The 26,684-nt window shown below is 72.4% G+C and carries 28 protein-coding genes and 3 tRNA genes; 26 read left to right on the forward strand and 5 right to left on the reverse strand.

The window, feature by feature from the left end:
• On the reverse strand, positions 1-675 hold a 675-nt coding region (locus tag ACT3SP_RS14770), incomplete at its 3' end, for a hypothetical protein (protein ID WP_444588066.1).
• A gap of 194 nt (positions 676-869) precedes the next feature.
• Here ACT3SP_RS14770 and ACT3SP_RS14775 point away from each other — a divergent pair.
• The 7 genes from ACT3SP_RS14775 (at position 870) to ACT3SP_RS14805 (ending at position 5,082) form a co-directional block, all read left to right on the forward strand.
• Positions 870-1,196 (forward strand): DUF4333 domain-containing protein, encoded by a 327-nt coding sequence (locus ACT3SP_RS14775; protein WP_444588067.1) that lies wholly within the window; start codon positions 870-872, stop codon positions 1,194-1,196.
• A gap of 75 nt (positions 1,197-1,271) precedes the next feature.
• Complete coding sequence (locus ACT3SP_RS14780; RefSeq protein WP_444588068.1) at positions 1,272-2,057, forward strand: fumarylacetoacetate hydrolase family protein; 786 nt, start codon at positions 1,272-1,274, stop codon at positions 2,055-2,057.
• A 44-nt stretch (positions 2,058-2,101) separates the two neighbouring features.
• Positions 2,102-3,631, forward strand: a complete 1,530-nt coding sequence (gltX, locus tag ACT3SP_RS14785) for a glutamate--tRNA ligase (protein ID WP_444588069.1) — start codon at positions 2,102-2,104, stop codon at positions 3,629-3,631.
• 193 nt (positions 3,632-3,824) lie between these two features.
• Positions 3,825-3,896 (forward strand) — tRNA-Gln (locus ACT3SP_RS14790).
• 33 nt (positions 3,897-3,929) lie between these two features.
• A tRNA-Glu gene (locus ACT3SP_RS14795) sits at positions 3,930-4,002 on the forward strand.
• Between the two features lie 28 nt (positions 4,003-4,030).
• A tRNA-Glu gene (locus tag ACT3SP_RS14800) sits at positions 4,031-4,103 on the forward strand.
• 160 nt (positions 4,104-4,263) lie between these two features.
• Complete coding sequence (locus tag ACT3SP_RS14805; protein ID WP_444588070.1) at positions 4,264-5,082, forward strand: universal stress protein; 819 nt, start codon at positions 4,264-4,266, stop codon at positions 5,080-5,082.
• A gap of 24 nt (positions 5,083-5,106) precedes the next feature.
• Here ACT3SP_RS14805 and ACT3SP_RS14810 read toward each other — a convergent pair whose 3' ends face one another.
• Entirely contained in the window at positions 5,107-5,841 is a 735-nt protein-coding gene (locus tag ACT3SP_RS14810) for an IclR family transcriptional regulator (RefSeq protein ID WP_444588071.1), read from the reverse strand.
• Positions 5,842-5,980: 139 nt separating this feature from the next.
• Between ACT3SP_RS14810 and leuC the strand changes: the two genes are divergently transcribed.
• The 7 genes from leuC to ACT3SP_RS14845 all read left to right on the forward strand — a co-directional run bounded on the left by leuC (position 5,981) and on the right by ACT3SP_RS14845 (position 13,045).
• A complete protein-coding gene (leuC, locus tag ACT3SP_RS14815) occupies positions 5,981-7,420 on the forward strand; it encodes a 3-isopropylmalate dehydratase large subunit (RefSeq protein WP_444588072.1) in 1,440 nt (479 codons plus the stop codon).
• Positions 7,421-7,435: 15 nt separating this feature from the next.
• On the forward strand, positions 7,436-8,050 hold the full coding sequence (leuD, locus tag ACT3SP_RS14820) for a 3-isopropylmalate dehydratase small subunit (protein WP_444588073.1): 615 nt from the start codon (positions 7,436-7,438) through the stop codon (positions 8,048-8,050).
• Positions 8,051-8,207: 157 nt separating this feature from the next.
• Positions 8,208-9,530, forward strand: coding sequence for a UDP-N-acetylglucosamine 1-carboxyvinyltransferase (murA, locus tag ACT3SP_RS14825; RefSeq protein ID WP_444588074.1), 1,323 nt, complete (start codon positions 8,208-8,210; stop codon positions 9,528-9,530).
• Positions 9,527-10,120 carry a hypothetical protein gene (locus ACT3SP_RS14830; RefSeq protein ID WP_444588075.1) on the forward strand — a complete coding sequence of 198 codons (594 nt, stop codon included), beginning with the start codon at positions 9,527-9,529 and terminating at the stop codon, positions 10,118-10,120. The genes murA and ACT3SP_RS14830 overlap by 4 nt, the downstream gene beginning before the upstream one ends.
• Positions 10,117-10,920, forward strand: coding sequence for a lysophospholipid acyltransferase family protein (locus ACT3SP_RS14835; RefSeq protein WP_444588076.1), 804 nt, complete (start codon positions 10,117-10,119; stop codon positions 10,918-10,920). The genes ACT3SP_RS14830 and ACT3SP_RS14835 overlap by 4 nt, the downstream gene beginning before the upstream one ends.
• A complete protein-coding gene (locus ACT3SP_RS14840) occupies positions 10,917-11,915 on the forward strand; it encodes an NAD(P)H-dependent glycerol-3-phosphate dehydrogenase (protein WP_444588077.1) in 999 nt (332 codons plus the stop codon). The genes ACT3SP_RS14835 and ACT3SP_RS14840 overlap by 4 nt, the downstream gene beginning before the upstream one ends.
• A gap of 14 nt (positions 11,916-11,929) precedes the next feature.
• Positions 11,930-13,045, forward strand: coding sequence for a D-alanine--D-alanine ligase family protein (locus ACT3SP_RS14845; RefSeq protein WP_444588078.1), 1,116 nt, complete (start codon positions 11,930-11,932; stop codon positions 13,043-13,045).
• A 30-nt stretch (positions 13,046-13,075) separates the two neighbouring features.
• Here the strand turns inward: ACT3SP_RS14845 and ACT3SP_RS14850 are convergent, their stop codons facing one another.
• The gene (locus ACT3SP_RS14850) at positions 13,076-13,564 is read right to left on the reverse strand and encodes a DUF3515 family protein (RefSeq protein ID WP_444588079.1); all 489 of its coding nucleotides are present in this window, start codon (positions 13,562-13,564) and stop codon (positions 13,076-13,078) included.
• A gap of 42 nt (positions 13,565-13,606) precedes the next feature.
• On the opposite strand from ACT3SP_RS14850, the gene thiL reads away from it, so the two are divergent.
• Together thiL and ACT3SP_RS14860 are read left to right on the forward strand one after the other, a co-directional pair.
• Positions 13,607-14,671 carry a thiamine-phosphate kinase gene (gene thiL, locus ACT3SP_RS14855; RefSeq protein WP_444588080.1) on the forward strand — a complete coding sequence of 355 codons (1,065 nt, stop codon included), beginning with the start codon at positions 13,607-13,609 and terminating at the stop codon, positions 14,669-14,671.
• Between the two features lie 51 nt (positions 14,672-14,722).
• Positions 14,723-15,799 carry an NAD(P)-dependent alcohol dehydrogenase gene (locus ACT3SP_RS14860; protein WP_444588081.1) on the forward strand — a complete coding sequence of 359 codons (1,077 nt, stop codon included), beginning with the start codon at positions 14,723-14,725 and terminating at the stop codon, positions 15,797-15,799.
• Positions 15,800-15,947: 148 nt separating this feature from the next.
• Here the strand turns inward: ACT3SP_RS14860 and ACT3SP_RS14865 are convergent, their stop codons facing one another.
• Together ACT3SP_RS14865 and rpmB are read right to left on the reverse strand one after the other, a co-directional pair.
• Positions 15,948-16,691 (reverse strand): Type 1 glutamine amidotransferase-like domain-containing protein, encoded by a 744-nt coding sequence (locus ACT3SP_RS14865; RefSeq protein WP_444588082.1) that lies wholly within the window; start codon positions 16,689-16,691, stop codon positions 15,948-15,950.
• A gap of 84 nt (positions 16,692-16,775) precedes the next feature.
• On the reverse strand, positions 16,776-16,973 hold the full coding sequence (rpmB, locus tag ACT3SP_RS14870) for a 50S ribosomal protein L28 (RefSeq protein ID WP_444588083.1): 198 nt from the start codon (positions 16,971-16,973) through the stop codon (positions 16,776-16,778).
• 275 nt (positions 16,974-17,248) lie between these two features.
• On the opposite strand from rpmB, the gene ACT3SP_RS14875 reads away from it, so the two are divergent.
• The 10 genes from ACT3SP_RS14875 to ACT3SP_RS14920 all read left to right on the forward strand — a co-directional run bounded on the left by ACT3SP_RS14875 (position 17,249) and on the right by ACT3SP_RS14920 (position 26,679).
• Positions 17,249-19,462: an ATP-dependent DNA helicase RecG gene (locus ACT3SP_RS14875; protein WP_444588084.1), complete on the forward strand. Its 2,214-nt coding sequence runs from the start codon at positions 17,249-17,251 to the stop codon at positions 19,460-19,462.
• A 1-nt stretch (position 19,463) separates the two neighbouring features.
• Positions 19,464-20,018, forward strand: a complete 555-nt coding sequence (rsmD, locus tag ACT3SP_RS14880) for a 16S rRNA (guanine(966)-N(2))-methyltransferase RsmD (RefSeq protein ID WP_444588085.1) — start codon at positions 19,464-19,466, stop codon at positions 20,016-20,018.
• Between the two features lie 342 nt (positions 20,019-20,360).
• Positions 20,361-22,046, forward strand: coding sequence for an HNH endonuclease signature motif containing protein (locus tag ACT3SP_RS14885; protein WP_444588086.1), 1,686 nt, complete (start codon positions 20,361-20,363; stop codon positions 22,044-22,046).
• 18 nt (positions 22,047-22,064) lie between these two features.
• Positions 22,065-22,637 carry a GNAT family N-acetyltransferase gene (locus ACT3SP_RS14890; protein ID WP_444588087.1) on the forward strand — a complete coding sequence of 191 codons (573 nt, stop codon included), beginning with the start codon at positions 22,065-22,067 and terminating at the stop codon, positions 22,635-22,637.
• Positions 22,638-22,656: 19 nt separating this feature from the next.
• Positions 22,657-23,037: a DUF3224 domain-containing protein gene (locus tag ACT3SP_RS14895; RefSeq protein ID WP_444588088.1), complete on the forward strand. Its 381-nt coding sequence runs from the start codon at positions 22,657-22,659 to the stop codon at positions 23,035-23,037.
• A 76-nt stretch (positions 23,038-23,113) separates the two neighbouring features.
• Positions 23,114-23,605 (forward strand): pantetheine-phosphate adenylyltransferase, encoded by a 492-nt coding sequence (gene coaD / locus ACT3SP_RS14900; RefSeq protein ID WP_444588089.1) that lies wholly within the window; start codon positions 23,114-23,116, stop codon positions 23,603-23,605.
• 30 nt (positions 23,606-23,635) lie between these two features.
• Positions 23,636-24,238, forward strand: coding sequence for a YceD family protein (locus ACT3SP_RS14905; protein WP_444588090.1), 603 nt, complete (start codon positions 23,636-23,638; stop codon positions 24,236-24,238).
• Positions 24,238-24,990, forward strand: coding sequence for a ribonuclease III (gene rnc, locus ACT3SP_RS14910; RefSeq protein ID WP_444588091.1), 753 nt, complete (start codon positions 24,238-24,240; stop codon positions 24,988-24,990). The genes ACT3SP_RS14905 and rnc overlap by 1 nt, the downstream gene beginning before the upstream one ends.
• A gap of 3 nt (positions 24,991-24,993) precedes the next feature.
• Positions 24,994-26,016 carry a bifunctional DNA-formamidopyrimidine glycosylase/DNA-(apurinic or apyrimidinic site) lyase gene (gene mutM, locus ACT3SP_RS14915; protein ID WP_444588092.1) on the forward strand — a complete coding sequence of 341 codons (1,023 nt, stop codon included), beginning with the start codon at positions 24,994-24,996 and terminating at the stop codon, positions 26,014-26,016.
• Between the two features lie 33 nt (positions 26,017-26,049).
• On the forward strand, positions 26,050-26,679 hold the full coding sequence (locus ACT3SP_RS14920) for a response regulator transcription factor (RefSeq protein WP_444588093.1): 630 nt from the start codon (positions 26,050-26,052) through the stop codon (positions 26,677-26,679).
• Positions 26,680-26,684: the final 5 nt, after the last annotated feature.

Genomic DNA, 26,684 nt, shown 5'->3' on the forward strand with positions numbered 1-26,684 from the left:
GTCCTCGGTGCCGTCGGACCGATCGAACAGATCGAGGCGTCGGACGTTCGATGGATCAGCGATGCCGAGCGCGGAGCTCACCTCCGCCCAGCCTCCCGTGATGACGCCACGGTGGGACGGGTCCGGCGCGTCGTCCCCACGGTCCTCGAGCAGGCTCCGCAGGGCACGCCGGGCGGATGCCGAGTCCTGGATCAGGAAGTGGTGAAGGCCGTCCTCGGATATCTGCTCCTGCAGCACCGATGTATCCGTATCGGCGAAGAAGCGCACGGCGACCCCTCGCGGTTCACTCTCGCGGGTGACGGTGACCCGCCGTCTCGATGCCGCTCGACGTGCGACGATGCCGGTCACGACCAGACCCGCCCTCACCTGCGATCCTTCGCCGATGATGGCTCGGCTCTCGATGCCCGCGAGGACGGACTCCGGCGCTGTCAGGCCGCGGGCGCGGAGGAATCGTGCCCCCGTGAGCACGGCGTCCTCGAGGCTGAAGCCTTCGGCCCTCTCCCGCAGGCCGTCGATCCACGGGAGTCGTTCCCCGGACCGGTCCGGACCGGTGAGCGCCAGCAGCTCTTCGTCGGTCAGAGTTGTCAGGAGTCGGGGCGAGGAGGGCAGGTCCTTGGCGAGAGCGCCGGCGGCCAGCAGGGACCGTTCGTGCTCGGAGATCTGGTAGGTCGTCAAGTGCAGTTCCCCCGTGAAGATGACCGGTCCGTACATCGTACCCAGCAGTCGTGAGGGCACACGAGCCATGAGGAGCGGATGGGGACTGCTCCCCATCGACGAGCGGCCCCGGGCGGAGCAGGATGGCCGCACACGCCCGGCACCGTCGGCCACGAGGTCCGACCCGGCGACCGGGCCCAGACCTGGAGACCCCCATGAACACGCGACGCCGCACCACCGTCCGTCCGCTCGTCCTCGCCGCCGCTGCCGCCTTCGCGCTGGCCGGCTGCGGGGCGCTCGGCACCGGCTCCGTCCCCGCCGACGAGGTCGAGACCCAGATCAGCGACAAGCTCACCGAGATGGTGGGGCAGACCCCGGAGGACATCTCCTGCCCGGACGACCTCCCGGCCGAGGAGGGCGCGGAGATGACCTGCGTGCTCAGCGACGGCGGGGAGACCATCGACGTCGCGGTCACGGTCACCTCCGTCGAGGACGGCAACGTGAACTTCGACATCGAGGTCGCGGACGCGCCCAACGAGTGAGGTGAGCCCGGGGGGCGCCCTGCCGCCGCGCACCGACGGCCCGAGGTCCGTGCGCGACCGCCTAGACTGGCGCGCATGCGCATCGCCCGATTCACCACCGGCGAGGATCCCATGTACGGCATCGTCCAGGAGAAGGACGGCCAGGACATGGTCTACGGGATCACCGGTGACCCCCTGTACACAGACATCCGCCCCACCGGCACCATCGTGCCCCTGGAGGATGTGCGCCTGCTGGCGCCCGTCATCCCGCGCTCCAAGGTGGTGTGCGTCGGCCGCAACTACGCCGAGCACGCCGCGGAGCTCGGCAACGAGGTGCCCGAGCGGGCGCTGTTCTTCCTCAAGCCCAACACCGCCGTCGTCGGCCCCGGCGACCCCGTCGTGATCCCCTCCTACAGCCAGGAGCTGAGCCTCGAGGCGGAGCTCGCCGTGGTCATCAAGAGGATGGCCAAGGACCTCACCCCTGACCAGGTCGCGGATCACGTGCTCGGCTACACGTGCGCGAACGACCTCACCGCCCGCGACGCCCAGCGGGAGGAGGACCAGTGGTTCCGGGCGAAGGCCTTCGACACCTCGTGCCCCATCGGCCCCTGGATCGAGACCGACCTGGATCTCGCCGACCCCGCAGGCCTCGCCCTCACCAGCGCCGTCGACGGGGAGAGCGCCCAGCAGGGCTCCACGGCGGACATGATCCGCCCCGTCGCCGAGCTGATCGCCGAGATCTCGGGAGTCGTCACCCTGCTGCCGGGCGACCTCGTCCTGACCGGCACCCCGGCCGGGGTGCGCACGGTCGAGGCCGGCGCGAGCGTCGACATCACCATCGAGGGCATAGGCACCCTGACCAATCCGATCGTGCGCCGCTGAGCCGCCGCGCCCCCGTCCTCCCGCTACCCCCAGGAGCTCTTCGCGTGACCACCTCCCCCCTGCAGGACCCGACCCCGACCGGCTCCGCCGGCGACGTCCGGGTGCGCTTCTGCCCCAGCCCCACCGGCACCCCGCACGTCGGCATGGTGCGCACCGCCCTGTTCAACTGGGCGCATGCCCGTCACCACGGCGGCACGCTGGTCTTCCGCATCGAGGACACCGATGCCGCCCGTGACAGCGAGGAGTCCTACCACCAGCTGCTCGACGCCATGCGCTGGCTCGGCATCGACTGGGACGAGGGCGTGGAGGTGGGCGGGCCCGACGGCCCCTACCGCCAGTCCCAGCGCGGTGAGATCTACCAGGACGTCATCGCGAGGCTCAAGGAGGCCGGACACATCTACGAGTCCTTCTCCACCGCGGAGGAGATCTCCCAGCGACACCGCGACGCCGGCCGTGATCCGCAGCTCGGCTACGACGGCTTCGACCGAGACCTCACCGAGGAGCAGAGGGCGGCCCTCCGCGCCGAGGGCCGCGAGCCCACCTGGCGCCTCCGGATGCCTCAGGAGGACATCACGTTCACCGACATGGTGCGCGGCGAGATCACCTTCAAGGCGGGCTCGACCCCCGACTTCGTGGTGGTCCGCGCCAACGGGCAGCCGCTGTACACGCTGGTGAACCCCGTGGACGACGCGCTGATGCGCATCACCCACGTGCTGCGCGGCGAGGACATCCTCTCCTCCACCCCTCGGCAGATCGCGCTCTACCGCGCCCTGGTCGACATCGGCGTGGCCGAGCGGGTGCCGGAGTTCGGACACCTGCCCTACGTGATGGGGGAGGGCAACAAGAAGCTCTCCAAGCGCGACCCCCAGGCGGACCTCTTCCTCTACCGCGAGCAGGGGTTCATCCCCGAGGGAATGGTCAACTACCTGGCCCTGCTGGGCTGGGGGTACAGCGCCGACGAGGACATCTTCTCCCGCGCGCAGATGATCGAGCGCTTCGACGCCTCGGACGTGAACCCCAATCCCGCCCGAGTGGACCTCAAGAAGGCCACCGCCATCAATGCCGACCACATCCGCCTGCTGCCCGAGGCGGAGCTCGCCGAGCGCCTGATCCCCTACCTCCAGGCCGGCGGCGTGCTCGGCGAGGAGGTCACCGCTCAGCAGCGCGCCCTGGTCGTCGCCGCGACCCCGCTGGTCCAGACGCGGATGAACCTCCTGGGGGAGGCGCCGGACCTGATGGGGTTCCTCTTCGTCGCCGACGAGGACCTCGTGGTCGCCGACGACGCGCTGAAGAAGCTCGGCGAGGACCCGGTCGCGGTGCTCGACCGCGCCGTCGCCGAGGTCGAGGCGGTGCCCGGCGACTCCTTCACCGCCGCCCTGCTCGAGCCCGCCCTGCGCGAGGCGATCGTCGAGGAGATGGGGATCAAGCCCCGCCTCGCCTTCGGCCCGCTGCGCAGCGCGATCTCCGGCCGTCGCGTCTCCCCGCCGCTGTTCGAGTCCATGGAGCTGCTGGGCAAGCCCTCGAGCCTCACACGTCTGCGCGCCCTGCGGGAGCGTCTGGCCGCCGGCGCCTGAGGACGCGGGCGTCGAGCCCGGGCACCGATCCGGGGTGCCGAGCCTCACAGCGTCCAGGGCCCCTCTCGCTTTGTGCTCGGTCGCGGAACCCGCTAGAGTCTTACCTCGGTACGGCACTGAAGCAGAGTTCGGAAGATCCACGGAGACCACCGCGGAAACGGCCGGAGGACGTCGAAGAATCGTGCTCTCACCATGGGGTATGGTGTAATTGGCAACACAGCGGTTTCTGGTACCGTCGTTCTAGGTTCGAGTCCTGGTACCCCAGCGCTGAGCGGCTCCTCGGAGTCGTGCAGTCCGCGCCCCGTTCGTCTAGCGGCCTAGGACGTCGCCCTCTCACGGCGGTAACACCGGTTCAAATCCGGTACGGGGTACGAGGCGGGATCCACGGATCCCGCACCCGCCCCGTTCGTCTAGCGGCCCAGGACGTCGCCCTCTCACGGCGGTAACACCGGTTCAAATCCGGTACGGGGTACGAGCAGGAGCCGGCACCATCGGTGCCGGCTCCTTCGTCGTTCGCGCGGTCGTCGTCCTCGGGCTCGTCGTGCCCGGACTCGTCATCCCCCGGCTCGTCGTCCGCGGTCTCTCCGGGCGGACCGGCCCCGGACCGGACCGTCCGGGAGTATCGTCGTGACATGACGCACAGCGCTGCTCCGAGAATCACGGTCGGTGTGTTCGATGCCGACGAGTCCGATCAGGCGGTCCGCTGGGCCGCCCTCCACGCCGCCGCCGTCGGCGGCAGCCTCCATCTGGTCCACGCCTTCGTGTGGACGGAGCTCGACGTCAACATCGACCCGATCTCCGGGATGGCCGGCTCAGGGTTCCGCAGTGCCGCCCACAGCCTCATCCAGGACGCGTCCGACATCGTCCGCGAGACGCATCCCGACCTGTCCATCACCTCGGAGATCGTCGACGGCAATGCGGTGCCGGTCCTCGTCGAGGCCAGCGAGGAGTCGGATCTGCTGGTGCTCGGCGGGCGCGGCATGGGGCGCCTGATGACGCTCATCGTCGGCTCGAAGTCCCTCGCGCTGGCCGCCCGCGCCCACTGCCCGGTGGTGGTGGTCCGCGGCGAGGTCGGGGGAGACGGGCCGATCGGCCTGGTGCACCACGACATCGCCACCGAGGTGGTGATCCGGGCCGCGGACCTCGCGGAGGCCTACGGGCGCGACATCCATCTGGTGGTGCGCCCCGAGACCACCCCCGAGGAGGCGCAGGAGATCCTCGCCGCCACCGCTCAGCGGATCGCCAGGAGCCACCCGTCCGTCTTCGTCCGCGACGTCACCATCGCCGCCTCGGACACTCCGCGCGAGCTCATCCATGCGAGCGAGGACGCCTGCCTGATGCTGGTGGCGGGGGAGCGGTCACCGGGAGCAGGTGGCAAGGTCGCCGCGCCGCGCCAGCTGGTCAACGTGCTGCGCTTCGCGAACACCCCGGTCTGGATCGAGCGGGACTGAGGCCGCGGTGCGTCGGCGCCGGGCTCAGGCGCCCGCGCGGCGCAGCAGCTCGGTGAGGTGGTTCGCCGAGCTCATCACGGAGGCCGCATGCAGTCGGCCGGGCTGGCGGGTGATGCGCTCGATGGGCCCGGAGATGCTCAGGGCCGCGATCACGCGGCCATGGGGGCCGCGCACCGGGGCGGAGACGGATCCCACGCCCGGCTCGCGCTCGCCGATCGACTGCGCCCAGCCCCGCCGTCGCACGGCCGACAGCTGGGTGGCGGTGAAGCGCGCGCCGAGCAGCCCTCGGTGGAGGCGGTCCGGCTCCTCCCATGCCAGCAGGATCTGCGCCGCGGAGCCGGCGCGCATCGTCAGCGCGGCGCCCAGCGGCACCGAGTCCCGCAGGCCGATGGGTCGCTCGGCGGCGGCGACGCAGATGCGATGGTCGCCCTGACGGCGGTACAGCTGGGCGGACTCCCCGGTGTGGTCGCGCAGCGCCGCCAGCACCGGCCCGGCCGAGGCCAGCAGGCGGTCCTCGCCGGCCGCGGCCGCCAGCTCGCCGAGCCGTGGGCCCAGGATGAAGCGGCCCTGCATGTCGCGGGAGACCAGATGGTGGAACTCCAGCGCCACCGCCAGGCGATGGGCGGTGGGGCGGGCGAGGCCCGTCGACTGCACGAGCTGGGCGAGCGTGGCGGGTCCGGCCTCCAGGGCGCCGAGCACGATCGCCGCCTTGTCCAGCACGCCGACGCCGCTGCCGTTCTCCTCCGAGGTCTTGTCCATGCTCCGATACTGCCGTCTTATTCAGTGAGACGCAAGTGCGTCGCATCGTGGACCGCACCACGATGGGAGGGCGCTCGCACCCCGAGCGCGTCTCGGCATCAGCAGCGCGCCCCCACGACGGGCGCAGGGAAGGATCGACATGGCGGGGACCCTCGCGGAGAAGGTCTGGGCGGATCACGTGGTCCGTCGCGGTGAGAACGGCGAGCCGGACCTGCTGTACATCGACCTCCAGCTGCTGCACGAGGTGACCAGCCCGCAGGCCTTCGACGGCCTGCGCCAGGAGGGCCGCGCCCCGCGCCGCATCGATCAGACGATCGCGACGGAGGACCACAACACCCCCACGATCGACATCGACAAGCCGATCGCCGACATCACCTCCCGCACCCAGATCGAGACCCTGCGACGCAACGCCGAGGAGTTCGGCGTGCGCATCCACCCGCTCGGCGACAAGGAGCAGGGGATCGTGCACGTCGTCGGCCCGCAGCTGGGGCTGACGATGCCCGGCATCACCGTGGTCTGCGGCGACTCGCACACCTCGACCCACGGCGCCTTCGGCGCGCTCGCCTTCGGCATCGGCACCAGCGAGGTCGAGCACGTGCTGGCCACCCAGACCCTGCCGCTGAACCCCTTCAGGACCATGGCGATCACGGTCACCGGCTCCCTCAGGCCGGGCGTGACCGCGAAGGACGTCATCCTCGCCGTCATCGCGAAGATCGGCACCGGCGGAGGCGCGGGCTACGTGCTCGAGTACCGCGGCGAGGCGATCCGCTCCCTCTCCATGGAGGGCCGCATGACGATCTGCAACATGTCCATCGAGGCCGGTGCCCGCGCCGGCATGATCGCGCCGGACGAGATCACCTTCGAGTACGTCAAGGGCCGCCCGCACGCCCCGCAGGGCGCGGACTGGGACGAGGCCGTCGAGCACTGGAGGACGCTGCGCAGCGACGACGACGCCGTCTTCGACGCCGAGGTGTTCATCGACGCGGACCAGCTCGAGCCCTTCGTGACCTGGGGGACCAACCCCGGTCAGGGCCTGCCGCTGTCCGCCTCCGTGCCCGCCCCGGAGGACTTCGCGGACGAGTCGGACCGCTTCGCCGCCGAGCGCGCGCTGGAGTACATGGACCTGGTCCCCGGCACCCCGCTCAAGGAGATCAGGGTCGACACGGTCTTCATGGGCTCGTGCACCAACGGCCGCATCGAGGACCTGCGCGCCTTCGCCTCCGTGCTCGAGGGGCGCACCAAGCACCCCGACGTTCGGGTGATGGTCGTGCCGGGCTCCGCGCGAGTGCGCCTGCAGGCCGAGAAGGAGGGGCTGGACCGCGTGTTCCTCGACTTCGGCGCCGAATGGCGCCAGGCCGGCTGCTCGATGTGCCTGGGCATGAACCCCGATCAGCTCGCCCCCGGCGAGCGGGCCGCCTCCACCTCGAACCGCAACTTCGAGGGCCGCCAGGGCAAGGGCGGCCGCACCCACCTGGTCTCGCCCGTGGTCGCCGCCGCCACCGCCGTGCGCGGAACCCTGTCCTCGCCGTCGGACCTCGGTGCGCCCGTCGCCCCCTCCGACCTCCAGCCCGTCGCCTGATCAGGAGCGCCCTCCATGGAAGCCTTCACCACCCACACCGGCATCGGCGTCCCGCTGCGCCGCAGCAACGTGGACACCGACCAGATCATCCCCGCCGTCTACCTCAAGCGGGTGACGAAGACCGGCTTCGACGACGGTCTCTTCCACGCCTGGCGCACCAACGATCCCGAGTTCGTGCTGAACAAGCCCGCCTATGCGCAGGGTTCGGTGCTCGTCGCCGGCCCGGACTTCGGCACCGGCTCCTCCCGGGAGCACGCCGTCTGGGCGCTGCGCGACTACGGCTTCAAGGCCGTGCTCTCCACCCGGTTCGCGGAGATCTTCCGCGGCAACTCGGGCAAGCAGGGCCTCGTCGCCGGCGTCCTCGCCCAGGACGACATCGAGCAGCTGTGGAAGATCCTCGAGGAGAACCCCGGCTCCGAGCTGACCGTGGACCTCGAGAACCGACAGGTCCACGCCGGGGAGGCCGGAGCCGTCTTCCGCTTCGACGTCGACGACTACACCCGCTGGCGCCTGATGGAGGGGCTGGACGACATCGGTCTGACCCTGCGCCATGAGGCGGACATCTCCGCGTTCGAGGCGACCCGTCCCTCCTGGATGCCGAAGACCCTGCCCGCTCGCACCGAGGGGTGAGCCCGGGCCCCTCCGGTGCGGGCGGGCCGCGGCGGCCGGGGCGCAGCCACCTCCGGCCGGGGCGCAGGTCCCTCAGGCTGGGGTGCAGGACCCTCCGGTAGGGTGACCCGGTCAGATACGAGCGTTCTGGACGCCCGTCCATCGAGGCAAGGACACCATGACTTCGACATTCCATGTGCGCGGAGGGCGCCCGCTCGACGGTGAGATCACCGTCCGCGGCGCGAAGAACCTCGTCTCGAAGGCGATGGTGGCCGCTCTGCTCGGGGAGGCGCCGAGCGTGCTGCACTCGGTGCCCGACATCAGCGACGTGCGGATCGTCTCGAACCTGCTGTCCATCCACGGTGTGAAGATCGAGCACGACGTGGCGGGCGGCTCCCTGCACCTGGATCCCTCGAACGTCGAGCGCGCGCACGTCGCGGACATCGACGCCCACGCCGGCAGCTCCCGGATCCCGATCCTGTTCTGCGGCCCGCTGCTGCACCGCCTCGGCGAGGCGATCATCCCCGACCTCGGCGGGTGCCGGATCGGGGACCGCCCGATCAACTACCACCTCGACGTGCTGCGCAGCTTCGGCGCCGTCGTGGACAAGCGCGAGATGGGCATCTACATCACCGCGCCGAACGGCCTGCGGGGCACCAAGATCCACCTCGAGTACCCCAGCGTCGGCGCGACCGAGCAGGTGCTCCTCACCGCGGTCCGCGCCCAGGGCGTCACGGAGCTCACCAACGCCGCGGTCGAGCCCGAGATCGAGGACCTCATCGCCGTGCTGCAGAAGATGGGGGCGATCATCTCCCTGCAGACCGACCGGACCATCACCATCGAGGGCGTCGAGCGCCTGGGCGGCTACGACCACGTGGCCCTCGGCGACCGCATCGAAGCCGGGTCCTGGGCCTGCGCGGCCCTGGTCACCAAGGGCTCCGTCTTCGTGCGCGGCGCCCAGCAGAAGCCGATGGCCACCTTCCTCAACGTCTACCGCAAGGTCGGCGGAGGGATGGACATCCAGGAGGACGGCATCCGGTTCTTCCACCCCGGCACCCCGTTGCGCGCCATCGCCCTGGAGACCGACGTCCACCCCGGGTTCATGACCGACTGGCAGCAGCCGCTGGTGGTCGCCCTGACCCAGGCGGAGGGCATCTCGATCCTGCACGAGACGGTCTACGAGAACCGGCTCGGCTTCACCCGCGCGCTGAACGACATGGGCGCCCACATCCAGGTCTATCGCGAATGCCTGGGCGGATCGCGCTGCCGATTCGGGCGCAGCAACTACAACCACTCCGCGGTCGTCTCCGGGCCCAAGACGCTGCACCCGGCGGACATCACGGTCCCGGATCTCCGGGGCGGCTTCTCCTACCTCATCGCGGCCCTCGGCGCCGACGGCGCCTCGACCATCCGCGGCATCGACCTCATCGACCGCGGCTACGAGTCGTTCCGCGAGAAGCTCACCGCCCTCGGGGCCGAGTACTGGGAGGAGGGACGATGACGGCGAGCGATCCCGATCCCCAGCAGCTGGCGGGCCCCTCTCCGGGAACGGTCTCCGCGGCCGGCGGTTCGCTCGCCCTGCGGGACATCCCCATCCCCGACTACTGCGACGTGGTGATCGTCCCCACCGCCGGGGTCGAGGAGCCCGACCCGCGGGTCTGGGCCGAGGCGATCTTCGCCCACGAGAACACCCCGCTGAGCTCCCGCGGCCTGCGGGCGCTGCGCGACGAGGCGATCCGCCTGTTCGACATGGTCCCGCCGCCCGAGAAGGAGTTCGTGGCGGACGAGGTGGTCGGCTCCGAGGCCCTGATCGTCGACGACGACGAGAAGCTGCGGGTGCGCATCGGCGTCGCGCTGCTGCCGGGCGGGGACCTGCTGCAGGTCACCACCGCGGTGAAGTACCGCTCCGTGCGCGGGCGCCTCGCCTTCGCACCGCGCCGGCTGATGCACGCCGCGGCCGTGAACACCCTGGCCCGCCGGGCGCCCACCACGCTGCGTCGGCGCGCCCTGGCGAGCGACCCTCGAGCCGCCTCCCTGACCGGCCAGGTCTCGCGCAGGGCGCTGGGCCGGGGACCCTCCTCCCCGCGATGACGAGCCTGCTGCGCAGCTGGGACGTGGGCACCGCCCGGATCCCCGAGCGCCGCGCCGGACTCGTCATCGACCTCGCCCAGCTCCCGCTGCGACCCCTGCTCACCCTGCTCGCGCGTCCGCGCTGGCAGGGCACCGAGAACCTGCCCACCGCCGGCCCGGCGATCGCCTGCGGGAACCATCTCAGCGCCTTCGACCCCTTCGGCTACGGGCATCTGCTGCAGGCATCGGGCATCGCGCCCCGCTTCCTGGCCAAGGAGACGCTGTTCCGGATCCCCGTGCTCGGCGCGCTGCTGCGCTCGGCCCGGCAGATCCCGGTGCGCCGCGGCACCTCCCGCAGCGCCGACGCCCTGACCGACGCTCGTGCGGCCCTCGAGCGCGGGGAGCTGATCATGATCTTCCCCGAGGGCACCTACACCCGCGATCCCGCGCTGTGGCCGATGCGGTCACGGCTGGGCGCCGCCCGGCTCGCGCTCGAGACGGGCGCGCCGCTGCTGCCGATCGCGGCCTGGGGCGGTCGCGCCCTGTGGCCCGTCGGCTCCCCGCTGCCGCGTCCCCGCCCGGGACGGCGCGTGCAGATGCTGGTGGGCGAGCCGTTCACCGCCGTCCAGGAGGAGGGAGAGACCGTCCAGCAGGCCGCGCTGCGCGTCACCGAGGAGCTGATGGCGGCCATCGCGGCCCTGCTGGGGCAGCTGCGCGGCCAGGAGCCGCCGAGCGTGCTCCACGACGGGCGCCGGGACGCCCACCGCCCGGAGATCGGCGCCCCGCGGCGCGGCTATCGTGCCTGGAGGCAGAGCTCATGACCACCGCACTCCGTCTGGCCGTGCTCGGCGCGGGCAGCTGGGGCACCACCTTCGCCCAGGTCCTCGCCGACGGCGGGGCCCAGGTGTCCCTCTGGGCCCGCCGCGAGCAGGTGGCGCGCGAGATCCGCGAGGAGCACCGCAACCGCACCTACCTCGGTGAGCACGAGCTGCCCGCAGCGGTGCACGGCAGCTCCCGCTGGGAGGAGGCGCTCGAGGGCGCCGACGGGATCGTGCTCGCGATCCCCGCCCAGTCGATGCGCGCGACCCTCGCCTCCCGGCCGCCCCTTCCCGCGGTGCCGGTGCTCTCGCTGACCAAGGGCATCGAGCGCGGCACCGACGCCCGCCTGAGCGAGATCGTCGTCGACGCCGGGGGAGCGGACCGGGAGGCGGTCGGAGTGCTCTCGGGACCGAACCTCTCGGCGGAGATCGCCGAGCGCCGTCCGTGCGCGAGCGTCGTCGCCGCTCCGTCCCAGGAGCTCGCCGAGGTGCTGGCCGCCTGGTGCGAGGCCCCGTATCTGCGTGCCTACACCTCGACCGACGTGCTCGGGGTGGAGATCGCGGGCGCCGTGAAGAACGTCATCGCGATCGCGGTCGGCGCCGCGGCAGGGCTCGGCCACGGCCACAACACCACCGCCTCCCTGATCACCCGCGGACTGGCGGAGATCACCCGCCTCGGCGTGGCCCTCGGCGGTCGCCGGGAGACCTTCTCGGGGCTGGCCGGCATGGGAGACCTGGTCGCCACCTGCGCCTCGCCCCTCAGCCGCAATCATCGCCTGGGCCTCGCCCTCGGCCGCGGGCTCGATGTCTCCGCCGCCGCCGCCGAGGTGGGGCAGACCGCCGAGGGCGTCGCGACGGCGCGGGCGGTCGCGGATCTCGCGGCGCGCCTGGACGTGGACATGCCGATCACGCGCGCCGTGGTCGCCGTCGTCGACCACGGCGCGCGCATCGATGAGGTCACCACGGCCCTGCTGTCGCGTCCCCTCCGCCCCGAGTGAAATATCCTCGCCCCATGAGAACTACCGTCGCCCTCCTGTTCGGCGGCCGCAGCGGCGAGCACGGCATCTCCTGCGTCACCGCCGGCGGCATCCTGGCCGCGATCGACCGCGAGCGCTTCGACGTGATCGCCGTCGGCATCTCGCGCGAGGGCCGCTGGGTCCACGTCTCGGCGGACCCGTCCGACTGGACACTGGTCGACGGCCGCACCCCTGAGGTGGACCCCTCGGGGGACGAGGTGCTGCTGCCGCGGTCCCGTCACCGTCCCGGGGAGCGCATCGCACTGCGCACCGTGGTCGACGGCGCAGTGCGCGAGCTGGCCGAGGTCGACGTGGTCTGGCCCCTCCTGCACGGCTCCTACGGTGAGGACGGCACCGTCCAGGGCATGCTCGAGATGCTCGACATCCCCTACGTGGGCAGCGGCGTGCTCGCCTCCGCCGCGGCGATGGACAAGGCGGCCACCAAGCTCGTGCTGCGCTCGGCCGGCCTCGACTGCGCCCCCGGCATCGTGGTCCACGAGGACCGGTGGGCCGCGGACGCGCATCGGGTCGCCTCCTACCTGCGCAGGAACCATCCGCTGCCCTGGTTCGTCAAGCCCTCCCGGGCCGGGTCGAGCCTCGGCGTGACCCGTGTGAGCGACCCCGCCGAGCTCGAGGCCGCGATGAAGGACGCCTTCGCCGAGGATCCGAAGGTGCTGGTGGAGGAGGGGCTGGAGGCCCGCGAGATCGAGTGCGGCGTGCTCCAGGGCCGCGACGGCGGCGAGCCGAGCACCACCCTGCCCGGTGAGGTCAAGGTCGGCGACGACCTCGACTTCTACGACTACGAGGCGAAGTACTTCGGCAAGGGCACCGTGAGCATCGACGTGCCCGCCGCGCTCCCGGACGGGGTGCTCGAGGAGATCCGCGAGACCGCCCGCCGCGCCTTCAGCGCCCTCGGGCTGGAGGGGCTGGCACGGGTGGACATGTTCGTCACCCCCGATCACCGGGTGCTGATCAACGAGGTCAACACGATGCCGGGCTTCACCCCGTACTCGATGTTCCCGGTGCTGTGGGAGAACATGGGCCTGGGCTACGCGGACCTCATCGCCGAGCTGATCGAGCAGGCGCGCACGCGGCGCCTCGGGCCCCGCTGAGCGCCGCTCCCGCGCTGCCCGCCCGGTGGCTCACCCCGCGTCGCCGGGGCCGACGCAGAAGTCCGTGGCCTCGATGTTCCGGCTGACCACCTGTCCGAGGTCCAGGGCCGCCGCCGAGGGCTGGTCCGGGGACGCCGCGGGCACCGAGACGTCGATCGCGGGCTCCCGGCCGTAGGTCGTGTACAGGAACCCGCCCTCGTCGAGCTCCCGGACGATCCAGTCCACCTCGACCCCGTCGCCGTCGGCGAGGGTGGTGCACATGTCGGTGGTGGGGCCGGGAGGCGTGACGCCGCAGCGCATGACCACGGTCTCCTCCCCGGACCCCCAGGCCGCGGTGCCCTGGCTCGAGGTCTCCACCCTGCTCATCCCCAGCACCTCGGGCGGTGCGCTGAGCAGGACGTCGGCGCAGACCGGGTCCGCGGCGGACGGGCCGGCGGGCACCTGGACGGTGCCGCAGGAGAGGAGGCCGAGGGCCATCAGCGCGGCGGCGGGCAGGGCGAGCGGTCGGGAGCGGAGCACCGCCCGAGCCTACCGTCGGCGCCCATCGGGCACACTGGGCGCATGACCGGCGACACCGCTCCCGCCCCACCGCCCTCCGGCGACGCGGGCCCCACCGGCGAGGCGGGCCCCACCGGCGAGGCGGGCCTGCTGGCCCGCATGCTCCCGCACCTGCGCTCCGGCGCCGAGGTCGAGCTGGGGCCGGGCGACGACGCCGCGGTGGTGCGCCTGCCCTCCCCGCGCCTGGTGGTGACCACCGACACCCTCGTCGAGGGGCACGACTTCCTGCCGCACACCACCGCCGCGCGCTGGATCGGCCACAAGGCCGCCGTGCAGAACCTCGCGGACGTCGCCGCCATGGGAGCCCGCCCGCTCGCCCTGGTGGTCGCGCTCTCCGCCCCGGCCGACACCCCGGCCGCCGTGTTCGAGGAGCTGACCATCGGACTCGCCGCCCGCGCCGAGGCCGACGGCGCCTCGGTGGTCGGCGGGGACCTGGGACGAGCCGACGGGCTCACCGTCACGGTCACCGCGATGGGCTCGCTCGAGGAGGACCGGCCCGCGGTGACGCGCGCCGGCGGACGCCCCGGCGATGTGCTCGCGATCGGCGCCCCGCGGCTCGGCCGCTCCGCCGCCGGTCTCGCCCTGGTCCTCGCCGGCCGGGTGCGCGTGGAGAAGATCGATCCCGCCGCTCCGCGGGTGGTGCTCTCCGGCGTCGCGGATCCGTCGGCCGCGGAGCTGGTGCGCCGGCACGACGCTCCGGACCCGGACCTCGCGCTGGGCTGGGGCGCGGGACGCGACGCGCACGCCATGATGGACCTCTCCGACGGCCTGGTCCGCGACGGCGGCCGGCTCGGCGCCGCCTCGCACGTCACCGTGGACCTCGATCGCGCCGCGCTCCGCCCGGACGCGGAGCTGCTCGCCGATCTCGCCGCCGAGCTCGGCGCGGACCCCTGGGACTGGGTGCTCCACGGCGGCGAGGAGCATGCGATGCTCGCCGCCTTCGCTCCGGGGGAGGTGCCCGACGGCTTCCGGCCGATCGGCCTGCTCCGTGCGCCGGCGGCCTCTGAGCCGACGGTGCTGCTGGACGGCGCTCCGATTCCGGGAGAGGGCTGGGACCACTTCGCCTGAGCGGGCTTAGGATGTGCCACGTCGCACCCCCGAGACCCGAGGAGCCCACCCATGCCGATCACCGTCAAGGCCCTGCAGAAGACCGGCCCCGACCAGCCCTTCCGGGTCGCCACCATCGAGCGCCGCGACCCGCGCGCCGGGGACGTGGTCATCGACATCGAGGCGGCGGGCATCTGCCACAGCGACATCCACACGATCCGCAACGAGTGGGGCGAGGCGCACTTCCCGCTCACCGTCGGCCACGAGATCGCCGGCGTCGTCTCCGCCGTCGGCGAGTCGGTGACCGGCTGGGAGGTCGGCGACCGCGTGGGCGTGGGCTGCATGGTCAACTCCTGCGGGCAGTGCGAGGAGTGCCGCGCCGATCAGGAGCAGAACTGCCTCGAGGGCAATGTCGGCACCTACGACGCCGAGGACGTCGACGGCACCATCACCCAGGGCGGCTACGCCGAGAAGGTCGTCGTCGACGAGCGCTTCGTGTGCCGGATCCCGGACGAGATCGCCTTCGATGCCGCCGCACCGCTGCTGTGCGCGGGCATCACCACCTACTCCCCGCTGCGCCGCTGGGGCGCCGACCAGCAGGTCGACGGGCGCGCCAAGCGCGTGGCCGTGCTGGGCCTGGGAGGGCTGGGCCACATGGGCGTGCAGATCGCGGCTGCGATGGGCGCCGAGGTCACCGTGCTCTCCCGCTCCCTGCGGAAGGAGCAGGACGCCCTCGCCCTCGGCGCGACCCGTGTCCTCGCCACCACGGAGGAGGGCTTCTTCCGCGACCACCGCGGCGAGTTCGACATCATCCTCAACACCATCAGCGCCGACATCCCCGTGGACCGCTACCTGAGACTGCTCGCCCCGCGCGGGGTGATGGCCGTCGTGGGGCTGCCGCCGGCGAAGCAGCCGCTCGGCTTCGGCTCCCTGATCGGTGGCGGCAAGGTTCTCGCGGGCTCGAACATCGGCGGCATCGCCGAGACCCAGGAGATGCTCGACTTCTGCGCCGAGCACGGCATCGCCGCGAAGATCGAGACGATCGGGGTCGACGGCGCGGACGCCGCCTACGACCGAGTGGTCGCCGGCGACGTGCACTTCCGCGCCGTCATCGACACGGCGACCTTCGCGGACGCCGAGCCGGTCTGAGCATCGCCCCACCCTCACTCCACAGCACATTCGTGCCGTGCCGTGAAAAACAGATGAATGTCGCTGTAGGAGGGGGCATGGGGCGGGGCGAGCTGACGTGCTGGGCGACGGGGCGCAGGGTGCCGGGGCGTCCGCCGCGCCACCGGCCTCACTCCAGTCGACGCACTTCCAGCTCGGTCTCGACCACGGTGCCGTCCGGATCGCGCGAGATCCGGCCGGCGCGCGCCCCGTCGACCTCGCTGACGGCGTCGACGAGCGTCGTCCCGCGGAACAGCAGCCCGGTGCCGTCGTCCGTGCACAGCGCCGGCCCCAGCGTCCCGTCCGCCACGAGGGAGCGGAGCAGGGGCCGGCGCGTCGCCTCGCTGTCCATGTGCACGCCGTTGGCCCCGGGAAGGAATCCGAGGCCGTCGGTGACGGGCCGCAGGACCGGTCCGAAGGAATCGGTGACCCCGCCCTCGAACCAGCAGATGGAGCCCGCGGAGATCCCGGCGAGCACCACACCGTCCTGCCAGAGGCGGTGCAGGATCTCGGGCAGGCCGTGCGCCCGCCACACCGCGAGGAGGTTGACCACCGAGCCGCCGTTGACCCACACCACGTCGAACGTGCGCAGGTAGCCCTCCACGTCCTCGACGTTCGGCTGCGAGAACAGACTCAGGTGGTGCAGTGCGTACCCGGCCTCACGCGCCGCCTCCTCCATGTCGCGCTGGAAGCCCTTGTCGTCGCCGGAGGCGGTCGAGACGTTGCAGATCCGCGGCGGGCCCTCGCGACGCGGGCCCCGCTCCTGGCCGAGCTCCACGGCGAGGGCCATCATCGGCCCGAAGCCGAAGCGCAGACGGGCGTGCGGGCGGTAGCCGGCACTGGTGGCCAGGATCGTGGGTGCGGCGGCGGTCATGCCACGCGAGCGTACCCCCGGGATGCGCAGGAGCCCTCACCCGATCGGGTGAGGGCTCCTGGGAATGAGTCCTTGCGGTCTCGCTCAGGCACCGAGCGTGCTGACCTTGCCTGCCTTGAGGCAGGAGGTGCACACGTTCACGCGCTTGCTGGTGCCGTTGATCACAGTGCGGACCGACTGGATGTTCGGGTTCCAGCGACGCGAGGTGCGGCGGTGCGAGTGAGACACGGCCTTGCCGAAGCTCGGGCCCTTGGCGCAGATGTCACACGTGGAAGCAGCCACTGTCGTCTCCTGGTACGTCGATGTTCTGATCGCGGTGCCCGCTCCACCCCCGCGCCGAGTGCGGCGGGGTCGGTGACCTGGGTGAGCACGGAGGTGCGAGCCCCCGGCGGTCAGGGCAACCACGGAAGCATAGCCCAGATGCCCGCGCGCCTGAAGGGGAGGGGTGTTCCGGGCCGCTGTGGATTCCGCCACAGCGTCGCAGGGCAGTGGCACGATAGGACCTCGCAGGTCGCGCCGACCGGGACTGCGATCGCCGAGCACGAGGAGAGGTCCGCATGGCCAGGAGGCAGGAGTCCGCCCGGGGCTCGATGCCGCTCTCGGAGCTGCTGGTCTCCAAGGAGTCCAGGGCGATGGCGTCCTTCGGGGTGCGCGACCTGGACACCATGATGCGCTTCGCCCCTCGGCGCTACATGGTCCCCGCCCCGCTGCGCTCCCTGCGCGAGATCCACCAGGGCGAGGAGGTCAGCGCCATCGTCGAGGTGGAGTCGGTGCGCGACCGGGCGATGCGCAGCCGGCACGGCTTCGTCCTCGAGGTCACCGTCTCCGACGGCACCGACTCCCTCCCGCTCACCTTCTTCCTCACCAAGCAGCACCAGGTCCAGTGGCATCGCGGCCGACTCCCGATCGGCGCCCGGATCCTCGTGCGCGGCACCGTCGGCTACGACGGCTATCGCAAGGCGCTGCAGCTCACCCACCCGGACTACGAACCGGTCGAGGACACCGACGAGGGCCGCGCCTGGGCCCAGCGCCCCCGCCCGGTCTACCCGCTGCGCCAGAACATCGCTCAGGCCACCATGCGATCGGCCACCGAGAAGGGGCTCGAGTACGCGGGCTCGCTCTCCCGCCCGGTCCCCGCCGAGGCCCTCGCCCGCCGTGGTCTGTCCCCGCTCGAGGAGGCCGTGCGCCGGGTCCACCTCCCGCTCACCGTCGAGGACACCCGCCGGGGCATGGCCCACCTCCGCTACGAGGAGGCCTTCGTCCTGCAGACGATCTTCGCCCAGCGCCGCGCCCAGGACGAGCGCACCCCCGCCCCCGTCCTCGCGGCCGAGGGCCCGCTGCAGGGCCTGTTCGACGAGCGGCTCCCCTTCGCCCTCACCGACGGGCAGCGGGAGATCGGCGCGAAGCTCGAGGAGCGCATCGGCAACGGCCACCCCACCAGCGTCCTGCTGCAGGGGGACGTCGGCTCCGGCAAGACCGTCGTCGCCCTGCGTGCCATGCTCCGCGCGGTGGACTCCGGCCATCAGGCCGTGCTGCTGGCCCCCACCGAGGTGCTCGCCGAGCAGCACCACCGCACCCTCACCACCCTGCTCGGCGAGCTCTCCCGCGCCGGACAGCTCGACGCCCACCCCGAGGCGACCCGGGTGCGTCTGCTCACCGGCTCCCAGCGCACCGCCCATCGGCGGGAGACGCTGCTCGACGTCACCTCGGGACAGGCCGGCATCGTCGTCGGCACCCATGCGCTGCTCACCGAGGGCGTCGAGTTCGCCTCCCTGGGCCTCGCGGTGATCGACGAGCAGCACCGCTTCGGGGTGGACCATCGCCGGCGCCTGCGTGCGAAGGGCCCATCCGGGCAGAGCCCCCACGTGATCGTCATGACGGCGACCCCGATCCCGCGCACCGCCGCTCTGGCCACGGTGGGCGATCTCGATGTGCTCACGCTGCGCGAGAGCCCCGGGCACCGGGCCGGTGTCTCCAGCTTCGTGGTCCACGAGAAGGTCGAGAGCTGGGTGACGCGGATGTGGCAGCGTGCCGCGGAGGAGATCGCCGCGGGGCGCCAGGTGTTCGTGGTCTGCGCCCGTATCGACGAGGAGGAGGCGGACGCCCCGGCCCCGCCGGCTCTCGACGAGGAGGGCAGGGAGAAGGCGCCCCCGCTCGAGCCCGCCCGCGGCGTGCTGCAGACCGTCCGCCGGCTCGCCGAGCGGCCCGAGCTCGCCGGCGCCCGCCTCGCCGTTCTCCATGGGCGGCTGAGCGGCGAAGAGAAGCAGGAGGTCATGGAGCGGATGGGGCGCGGGGAGATCGATCTGCTGGTCTCCACGACCGTCATCGAGGTGGGGGTCGACGTGCCCAACGCCTCGGTGATGGTGATCCTGGACGCCGAGCGGTTCGGCGTCTCCCAGCTGCACCAGCTGCGCGGCCGCGTGGGCCGCGGCGAGCACGCCGGCATCGCCTTCCTCGACACCAGCGCCGAGCCCGATCAGGCGCATTCCCAGCACCTGCAGCGCATCGCCGAGGCCCCCGACGGCTTCGCCCTGGCCGAGCTCGACCTGCGCCGTCGGGGCGCCGGCGACCTGGTGGGGGAGGAGCAGTCCGGCCTGCAGCGCACCCTCAAGCACCTCGACGTGCTGCGGGACGCCCGCGCGATCGAGCAGGCCCGCGAGGACGCCTTCGCCGTGGTCGCCGCCGACCCCGAGCTCACCGCCCATCCGGCCCTCGCCGGGGCGGTCGAGGAGCGCCTGCGCGACGCCGACCCCGACGTGGAGAGGAGCTGACATGCCGCGCATCGTCTCCGGCAGCCTCGGCGGCCGCACCATCCCCGGCCCGCCCGGCAAGGGCACCCGTCCCACCTCCGACAAGGTGCGCGAGGCGCTGTTCAACCGTCTCGAGGGCTGGGGAGCGCTCGCCGGCGCCGGCGTCCTCGACCTCTACGCCGGCACCGGCGCGCTCGCCTTCGAGGCGCTCTCGCGCGGCGCCGATCACGCGCTTCTGGTGGAGATCCATTCGCCGACGGTGAAGCAGCTGCGTCGCACCGCCGCGGAGCTGGGCCTCGCCGAGCGCACCGAGATCCGGGCCGGGAGAGCGGCGACCGTCGCCGGCTCGCTCGCCGGCCACGGAACGACCCTGGTCTTCCTCGACCCGCCCTACGACGTGCCCACCGAGGCGCTCGAGCAGCTGCTGCTGACGCTGCGTCCCGCGCTCACGGACGAGGCGCTCGTGGTCGCGGAGCGCTCCTCGCGCACTCGCCCGCTGGTCTGGCCCGAGGGGTGGGCGGACGACGGCACGAAGACCTACGGCGAGACCGTGCTGCAGTTCGGTGGACCGGCCTGAGGATTGTCCACATTTTTCGGCGGGCCTTGCATTGCGTCGCAGAATATGCCTTTTCGGGGCGTCGTGTGCGCCCTGCGCATTCTCGGGGATCCTCAGCTCGGGAGGGAAGTCGGCGGCGCCGGCACGGATTCCCCGTGCGCTATGTGACCTGGGAGTATCCACAGGATGTGGGCGGAATGTGGATCATGTGACGCTTCCTCCACCGCCCATGGTCGTCCACAGATGTGCGGATATCTCGCCGTGCTCTGGCGCAAGTCGACCGTACGTTCTAAAATGGGGAGGGTCGGGAAGCGGGTCCGAGGTCGGCGCTCCGCGATCGTCGAGGGAACGAGGGGAGGGGTCATGGGACGATTTCGCCGGGTCTCCGCCCGCTCGGATGCCGCCGCGCCCGACGGCGCCCCGCTCCCGCCCCCGCGCCAGCTCCCCGTCCCTGCCCTGCCCGAGGGCCCGGGACCGGTCGCGCTCCCCGTCCGCCCCGGCGAGCCGCCGCGCCGCCGGGTGCGCGCCCGCACGGAGCTCACCCCGCACGCCGTCGTCGGCCGCGCAGAGGTCGCTCCGCAGTCCGCCGAGGCGGAGACGGTCCTGCGGATCTTCCGCCGTCGTCGGCAGGAGCACGCCGCCTTCTACGTCGCCGAGATGCGGGACCTCGCCTCGCTCTGGTCCGAGGAGGACGAGGGCGACGAGAAGGCTCTGAACGCGCTCGCGGCCGCCGCGGGGCTGCGGGCCAAGCTCCCCCGCGGCGAGGACCGCCTCCGTGACGCCCACATCGCCGTCACGGATCTCCCGGCCTGCTTCGCCCGGGTCGAGGAGGGAGCACTTCCCGCGGAGTGGTTCGAGTGGCTCCTCCGTAGCGTGCTGCGCCTGACCTCGCACCAGCGGCACCAGGTCGACGAACGGGTCGCCCTCTGGCAGCTGGACTCGATCGACGTCGAGCGCTTCTACCGCGAGCTGCGCCTCCTGGTCGAGTGGTTCGGCAGATCCGCGGTCCACGAGTCCCCGCGCGAGCAGCGCAGCGTCTCCGTCCAGCCCTCGCAGGACGGGGACGGCACCGCCTGCCTCACCGTGCGCGGGCCCATCCCCGAGATCATCGTCCTCGGACGGCGCCTGGACGCCGCCGCGCGCAGCGTCCAGGACGCCCAGCGCCGAGCGCTCGAGGACGGTGCCCCGATCCCCTTCGACCTCGACGGGGACGTCGCCCGCGAAGGGCGCCAGATGACGCTCGCCGCCCTCCAGTACGCGGTGGCGGTGCGATCGATGCTGGAGACCGGTCCGGTGGAGGTGCCCGAGCCCGCCTTCCGGATCTCCGTGGTGGTGCCGGTGCTGACCCTGCTGGGCCTCTCCAGCGCCCCCGCGACGCTGGACGGCACCGTCCCGATCCCGCCGCGCATGGCGCGTGAGCTCGTGGCCAGGGCCCCTGCCTTCGAACGGGTGCTCACCCACCCGATCAAGGGCGCCTACGCGGCATCGGCCTCGCAGACCTACCGCTCCACGAGCGCGATGGCCGAGAACCTCCGCCTGATCGACCCCGTCTGCGCGGTCCCCGGCTGCACCCGCAACGTCATGACCGTCGGGGAGGCGGACCACATCGAGGAGTTCGACCTCGAGCATCCCTCTCGCGGAGGACCGACCAGGATCGAGAACCTGCACCGGCTGTGTCGCACCCACCACCGGATGAAGTCCGCGGGCCGACTCGACCCCGTACGAGAGGAGGGCACCGAGGGCACCCGTTGGCGAGTGGGCGATATCGCCGTGTGCGAGGTCGCTCAGAACACCGATCTCGTCACGCGCGAGCTCGCCGACCTCCTGCAGGACGCCTGGCAGCGACACCTCGACGACGAGGAGTTCGAGGCCCTGACCCGTCTCGGGGTCCTCGACGAGTCACCGGCCGAGGCCGCCGATCGCGAGGAGGCGCAGCGATGGGGGATGCACCTGCTCGCGTACTACTCCGACCCCCAGTACGAGGAGGAGCGCGATACCGGTCCACCACCGCTCCCACCGCCGCCCGGGCAGGGCGCGCCACCGTTCTGACGGACGTAGCCTGACCCCATGGCCCTCACCCTCGACGACCTCGACTGGCCCCTGCCCACCGACCGGCTCGAGCTGCGCCGCGGACTCCCCGAGGATGCCGCCGCGGTGTGGCCCTGGTACCGCAGGCCCGAGGTGCAGGAGTGGACGACCACCCTCAGCCCCACGCTCGAGGAGCATCAGCGGTGGTGGGACGGGACGCTGGCGAGCTGCATCGTCGGCCTGCGGGACGGGCGCATCGTCGCCAGCGGCAAGGTCGAGCGTCAGGACGCATGGTCCCAGGCGGACGTGCGCGCACAGGCCGAGGGGCAGCAGGCCGAGCTGGGCTGGGTGCTCGACCCCGCCGCGCACGGCCAGGGCCTCGGCACCGAGTTCGCCGCCGCCCTCCTCGACCTCGCGATCGACGGACTCGGGGTGCGCCGCATCGAGGCCTCCTGCTTTGCCGAGAACCACGCCTCCCGTCGCGTGATGGAGAAGATCGGGCTCCGTCTCGAGGGCGTCTTCCGCGAGGAGTCCCTGCACCGCAGCGGACGCTGGCTCGACGGCATGTCCTATGCGCTGCTCGCCTCGGAATACCGTGGACGCTCCCGCTGACGGGGCGGAGACTGGAGCCATGACCACTCTCACCGGATCCTTCACCGTGCAGATGACCCCCGCCGAGGCGCTCCCCGGTGCCGACGGTCGCTTCGACCTCGTCAAGACCTGGACCGGTGGCCTCGAGGGAACCTCCCACGGCCTCATGCTCACCGCCGGCGACCCGGCCAGCGGGAGCGCCGGCTACATCGCGTCCGAGACCTTCGAGGGCGCCATCGACGGGCGCCGCGGCACCGTCGCCCTCCAGCAGCTGGGCATCATGGACGCCGGGGAGCCCGTCCTGCACTACGTGCTCGCCCCCGGCTCCGGCACCGGCGAGCTCGAGGGCGCCACCGGCACCCTCGTCATCGGCACCATCGACGAGGACGGCGTGCACCAGGTGACCCTCGAGCTCTCATGAGATGCCGGCCCGGCCCCGCGGGCAGGGGCGCAGCGGCGTGACGCCCACCGGAGTGACGCCCCACTAGAGTGACGCCATGAGCACCGTCGTCCTGCCCGGCTCGTTCGACCCCTTCACCCTGGGACACCTCGATCTCACCCGCCGGGCCGCCGCCCTCGGCCACCGCGTGATCATCGCCGTCTCCCACAACCCCTCGAAGAAGGGGACGCTCGACCTCGAGGCCCGCACCGGTGCGATCACCCGCACCCTCGTCCAGGACGGCCTCGACGCGAGCGTCGAGGTCCGCACGCTTCCCCGAGGGCTGCTGGTCGACTTCTGCCGCGAGGTGGGCGCCGAGGCCGTGGTGCGCGGGCTGCGCTCCCAGCTCGACCTCGCCTACGAGGAGCCCATGGCCCGAATGAACCGGCACCTCGCTGGCACCGACACCGTCTTCCTGCTCACCGACACGGCCTACTCCCACATCTCCTCCTCGCTCGTGCGGGAGGTGCACGCCCTCGGGGGTGATGTCTCCGACATGCTTCCCGCGCCCTCCCTGGACGCGCTGCGCGCCGCCTCCGCCGTATCCTGAACAGCCCCCTCGAACGAAGGACCCACCCCGATGACTTCCGAGAACGACAGCTCCACGACGCTCGACACCGCTCTGCGGTTCGACGCGGTCGACCTCGTCGGCCGCACCGGATCGCACCGCCGCGTCGAGCGCGCCGTCCCCGCCCCCGCCCGCGAGGCCGGCGGCATCGCGATGCAGGTCCCCGAGGGCCAGGAGATCGCCGTCGAGGCCGAGCTCGAGTCCGTGGTCGAAGGCGTCTACGTCCACGGCACCGCCGTCGCCCACCTCGAGGGCGAGTGCTCCCGCTGCCTCGACCCGGTCGAGCAGGACGTCACCGCCCGCATCGACGAGCTGTTCATGTTCCCCGAGAAGGTCAGGGCCGAGGAGAAGGAGGACACCGTCCTCCTCGAGGACGACGACGTGAACCTCGGCCCCCTGGTGCGCGACGCCCTCGCGATGGCCGCCGAGGAGCGCCCTCTGTGCCGCGAGGACTGCCCGGGCCTGTGCGGCCAGTGCGGCGCCCGGATGGAGGACGATCCCGACCACCACCACGACGTCATCGACGACCGCTTCGCGGCGCTGAAGGGCCTGTTCGACGAGGAGCAGCAGGACGACGAGAAGCAGGACGACGAGCAGCAGAACGAGGAGGCCTGATGGCCCGCAGGCGCCGCGCCACCGAGGCCGCCGCCCCGCAGGGCCTGCTCGAGCGCCTGCCGCTGGACGGCGCGCAGAGCGAGGACCTCACCGGCTCCGGGCTGCTCGAGCTGGCCCTGACCCACCGCTCCTACTCCTACGAGCACGACGGCCTGCCCCACAACGAGCGCCTCGAGTTCCTCGGCGATGCCGTGCTGCAGCTCGCGGTCACCGAGCATCTCTACTCCGCCCACCCCACCCTGCCCGAGGGGGATCTGGCCCGGCGTCGCGCCGCGACCGTGTCCACCCGCGCGCTCGCCGTGATCGCCTCCAAGCTTGACCTCGGCGCCTACGTGAGGCTCGGCCGCGGCGAGGACCTCACCGGCGGTCGCGCCAAGGCCTCGATCCTCGCCGACACCACCGAGGCCGTGATCGGCGCCGTCCACCTCGCGCTCGGTCAGGACGTCTCCCGGCGCTTCGTGCTGGACCTGCTGCGGCCGCTGCTGGACTCGGACGAGTTCCTCGAGACCGGCTACGACTTCAAGTCCCGTCTGCAGGAGATCGCCGCCGCCGAGGGCGCGAGCGTCACCTACTCGATCACCGAGTCCGGCCTCGAGCACCAGAAGGTCTACACCGCCACGGCGACCGTGGAGGGCGTGGTCACCGCGCGCGGTGACGGCGGCTCGAAGAAGGACGCCGAGCTCGCGGCGGCCCAGAACGCCGTGCGGGGCATCCTCGCCGAGCGCGGCGAGACCCTCATCCCGCGGGGCTGAGCCGTGCCCGAGCTCCCCGAGGTCGAGGTGGTCCGGCGCGGTCTCGCCCCGCGCACCCTCGGTCGCACCGTCACCGAGGTCGAGCTGCTGGACCCCCGGATCATCCGCCGTCAGGTCGGGGGAGCGGACCGCCTGCGCGCGGCGCTGCTCGGCTCCACGCTGTCGGCCCTCGCCCGGCGCGGGAAGTTCCTGTGGTGGCGCCTGGCAGATCCCGACGGCGCCGACACCGGCGAGGCGCTGATGGGGCACCTCGGCATGAGCGGGCAGCTGCGCATGACGACACCACCCGGCGCCGCGACCGCCAGGAGGACTGCCGAGGACCGCGCGGACCCCGCGGACATCGCGGACCCCGCGGACATCGCGGATCCCGCCGCGGAGCCGGTGCTCCCGATCACCTCCGAGGGCCCGGCCTCCGATCCGCTGCGGCACCGCCGTCTCTCCCTCCACCTCGACGACGGCGCGCGGGTCGATCTGATCGACCAGCGGCTGTTCGGCGGCCTGTGGACGAGTCCGCTGGTGGAGGCGGCCGACGGGGACGTCTCGGGACTGGGCAGTCCCGATGCGCTGCTGCCCGTCGGGGCCGCCCACATCGCGCGCGACCTGCTCGACCCCGCGCTGGACCTGCCCTCCGTCGCCCGCGCCCTGCGCGCGCGACGCGCCGGGGTGAAGTCGCTGCTGCTGAACCAGGAGCTGGTCTCCGGCATCGGGAACATCTACGCCGACGAGGCGCTGTGGGCGGCCCGGCTCCGCTTCGACACCCCGGGCTCGGCGATCGGCCAGCGCAAGGCTCTCGAGCTGCTGCGCGCGACGCGCACGGTGATGGAGCGCGCGCTCGAGGTCGGCGGCACCAGCTTCGACGCGCTGTACGTCAACGTGGACGGGCGCAGCGGGTACTTCGCCCGCTCGCTGTCCGCCTACGGCCGCGAGGGCCTGCCCTGCGCGCGGTGCGGTAGATTGCTTCGACGAGCGGTCCACCAGGGGCGGAGCAGTCACTACTGCCCCCGGTGCCAGCGCAGGTCGGCATGAGGTCAAGCAGGACGACGTGAGGGAGGACGCTCCGTGACAGCGACCGGACAGGACGGCCCGATCCGCGTGATGCTGGTGGACGACCACGAGGTGGTCCGCCGCGGTCTCGTCACCGCGATCGATGCGAGCGAGGCGCTCAGCGTGATCGGCGAGGCCTCCTCGGTGGCCGAGGCGGCCCGTCGCCTGCCCGCGATCCGGCCCCAGGTGCTGGTGGTCGACCTCCAGCTGCCCGACGGCACCGGCATCGACGTCATTCGGACCGCGCGCGAGCTCGATCCCGAGCAGCGGATGCTGGTGCTGACGAGCTTCGACGACGACGCCGCGCAGCGCGAGTCCCGGGCGGCCGGAGCCGCCGGGCTGATCCTGAAATCCGCCCGCTCCCAGGAGATCGTCGAGGCGATCCGAGCCGTGCACGAGGGCAGGGAGGTCTGGCCGAGCGCCCATGTCGAGGACGGCCCGGACCTGTCGGAGTCCGATCAGCGGATCGTCGAGCTGATCGGCGACGGGCACTCCAACCGCGAGATCGCCGAGGCGCTCGGCATCGCGGAGAAGACGGTGAAGAACCGGGTCACCGTGATCCTGCAGGCGCTCGGCATGCAGCGTCGCACCCAGGTGGCCGCGCTGGTCGCCGCCCGGCGCCGCGCCGGGTGGAAGCCGCAGTAGCTCCG

This window comes from Brachybacterium sp. AOP43-C2-M15, assembly GCF_052446295.1.
Classification (GTDB): Bacteria; Actinomycetota; Actinomycetes; order Actinomycetales; family Dermabacteraceae; genus Brachybacterium.

Excerpts from the sequence above, each read along its gene's own strand:
- leuC (WP_444588072.1), top strand. The coding sequence starts at position 5,981 with ATGGCGGGGACCCTCGCGGAGAAGGTCTGGGCGGATCACGTGGTCCGT.
- ACT3SP_RS14875 (WP_444588084.1), top strand. The coding sequence starts at position 17,249 with ATGGCCAGGAGGCAGGAGTCCGCCCGGGGCTCGATGCCGCTCTCGGAG.
- leuD (WP_444588073.1), top strand. The coding sequence starts at position 7,436 with ATGGAAGCCTTCACCACCCACACCGGCATCGGCGTCCCGCTGCGCCGC.
- coaD (WP_444588089.1), top strand. The coding sequence starts at position 23,114 with ATGAGCACCGTCGTCCTGCCCGGCTCGTTCGACCCCTTCACCCTGGGA.
- ACT3SP_RS14835 (WP_444588076.1), top strand. The coding sequence starts at position 10,117 with ATGACGAGCCTGCTGCGCAGCTGGGACGTGGGCACCGCCCGGATCCCC.
- murA (WP_444588074.1), top strand. The coding sequence starts at position 8,208 with ATGACTTCGACATTCCATGTGCGCGGAGGGCGCCCGCTCGACGGTGAG.
- ACT3SP_RS14805 (WP_444588070.1), top strand. The coding sequence starts at position 4,264 with ATGACGCACAGCGCTGCTCCGAGAATCACGGTCGGTGTGTTCGATGCC.
- thiL (WP_444588080.1), top strand. The coding sequence starts at position 13,607 with ATGACCGGCGACACCGCTCCCGCCCCACCGCCCTCCGGCGACGCGGGC.
- ACT3SP_RS14840 (WP_444588077.1), top strand. The coding sequence starts at position 10,917 with ATGACCACCGCACTCCGTCTGGCCGTGCTCGGCGCGGGCAGCTGGGGC.
- ACT3SP_RS14845 (WP_444588078.1), top strand. The coding sequence starts at position 11,930 with ATGAGAACTACCGTCGCCCTCCTGTTCGGCGGCCGCAGCGGCGAGCAC.
- ACT3SP_RS14775 (WP_444588067.1), top strand. The coding sequence starts at position 870 with ATGAACACGCGACGCCGCACCACCGTCCGTCCGCTCGTCCTCGCCGCC.
- ACT3SP_RS14810 (WP_444588071.1), bottom strand. The coding sequence starts at position 5,841 with ATGGACAAGACCTCGGAGGAGAACGGCAGCGGCGTCGGCGTGCTGGAC.
- ACT3SP_RS14895 (WP_444588088.1), top strand. The coding sequence starts at position 22,657 with ATGACCACTCTCACCGGATCCTTCACCGTGCAGATGACCCCCGCCGAG.
- ACT3SP_RS14830 (WP_444588075.1), top strand. The coding sequence starts at position 9,527 with ATGACGGCGAGCGATCCCGATCCCCAGCAGCTGGCGGGCCCCTCTCCG.
- ACT3SP_RS14780 (WP_444588068.1), top strand. The coding sequence starts at position 1,272 with ATGCGCATCGCCCGATTCACCACCGGCGAGGATCCCATGTACGGCATC.
- rsmD (WP_444588085.1), top strand. The coding sequence starts at position 19,464 with ATGCCGCGCATCGTCTCCGGCAGCCTCGGCGGCCGCACCATCCCCGGC.
- ACT3SP_RS14890 (WP_444588087.1), top strand. The coding sequence starts at position 22,065 with ATGGCCCTCACCCTCGACGACCTCGACTGGCCCCTGCCCACCGACCGG.
- ACT3SP_RS14865 (WP_444588082.1), bottom strand. The coding sequence starts at position 16,691 with ATGACCGCCGCCGCACCCACGATCCTGGCCACCAGTGCCGGCTACCGC.
- ACT3SP_RS14885 (WP_444588086.1), top strand. The coding sequence starts at position 20,361 with ATGGGACGATTTCGCCGGGTCTCCGCCCGCTCGGATGCCGCCGCGCCC.
- ACT3SP_RS14860 (WP_444588081.1), top strand. The coding sequence starts at position 14,723 with ATGCCGATCACCGTCAAGGCCCTGCAGAAGACCGGCCCCGACCAGCCC.
- ACT3SP_RS14905 (WP_444588090.1), top strand. The coding sequence starts at position 23,636 with ATGACTTCCGAGAACGACAGCTCCACGACGCTCGACACCGCTCTGCGG.
- rnc (WP_444588091.1), top strand. The coding sequence starts at position 24,238 with ATGGCCCGCAGGCGCCGCGCCACCGAGGCCGCCGCCCCGCAGGGCCTG.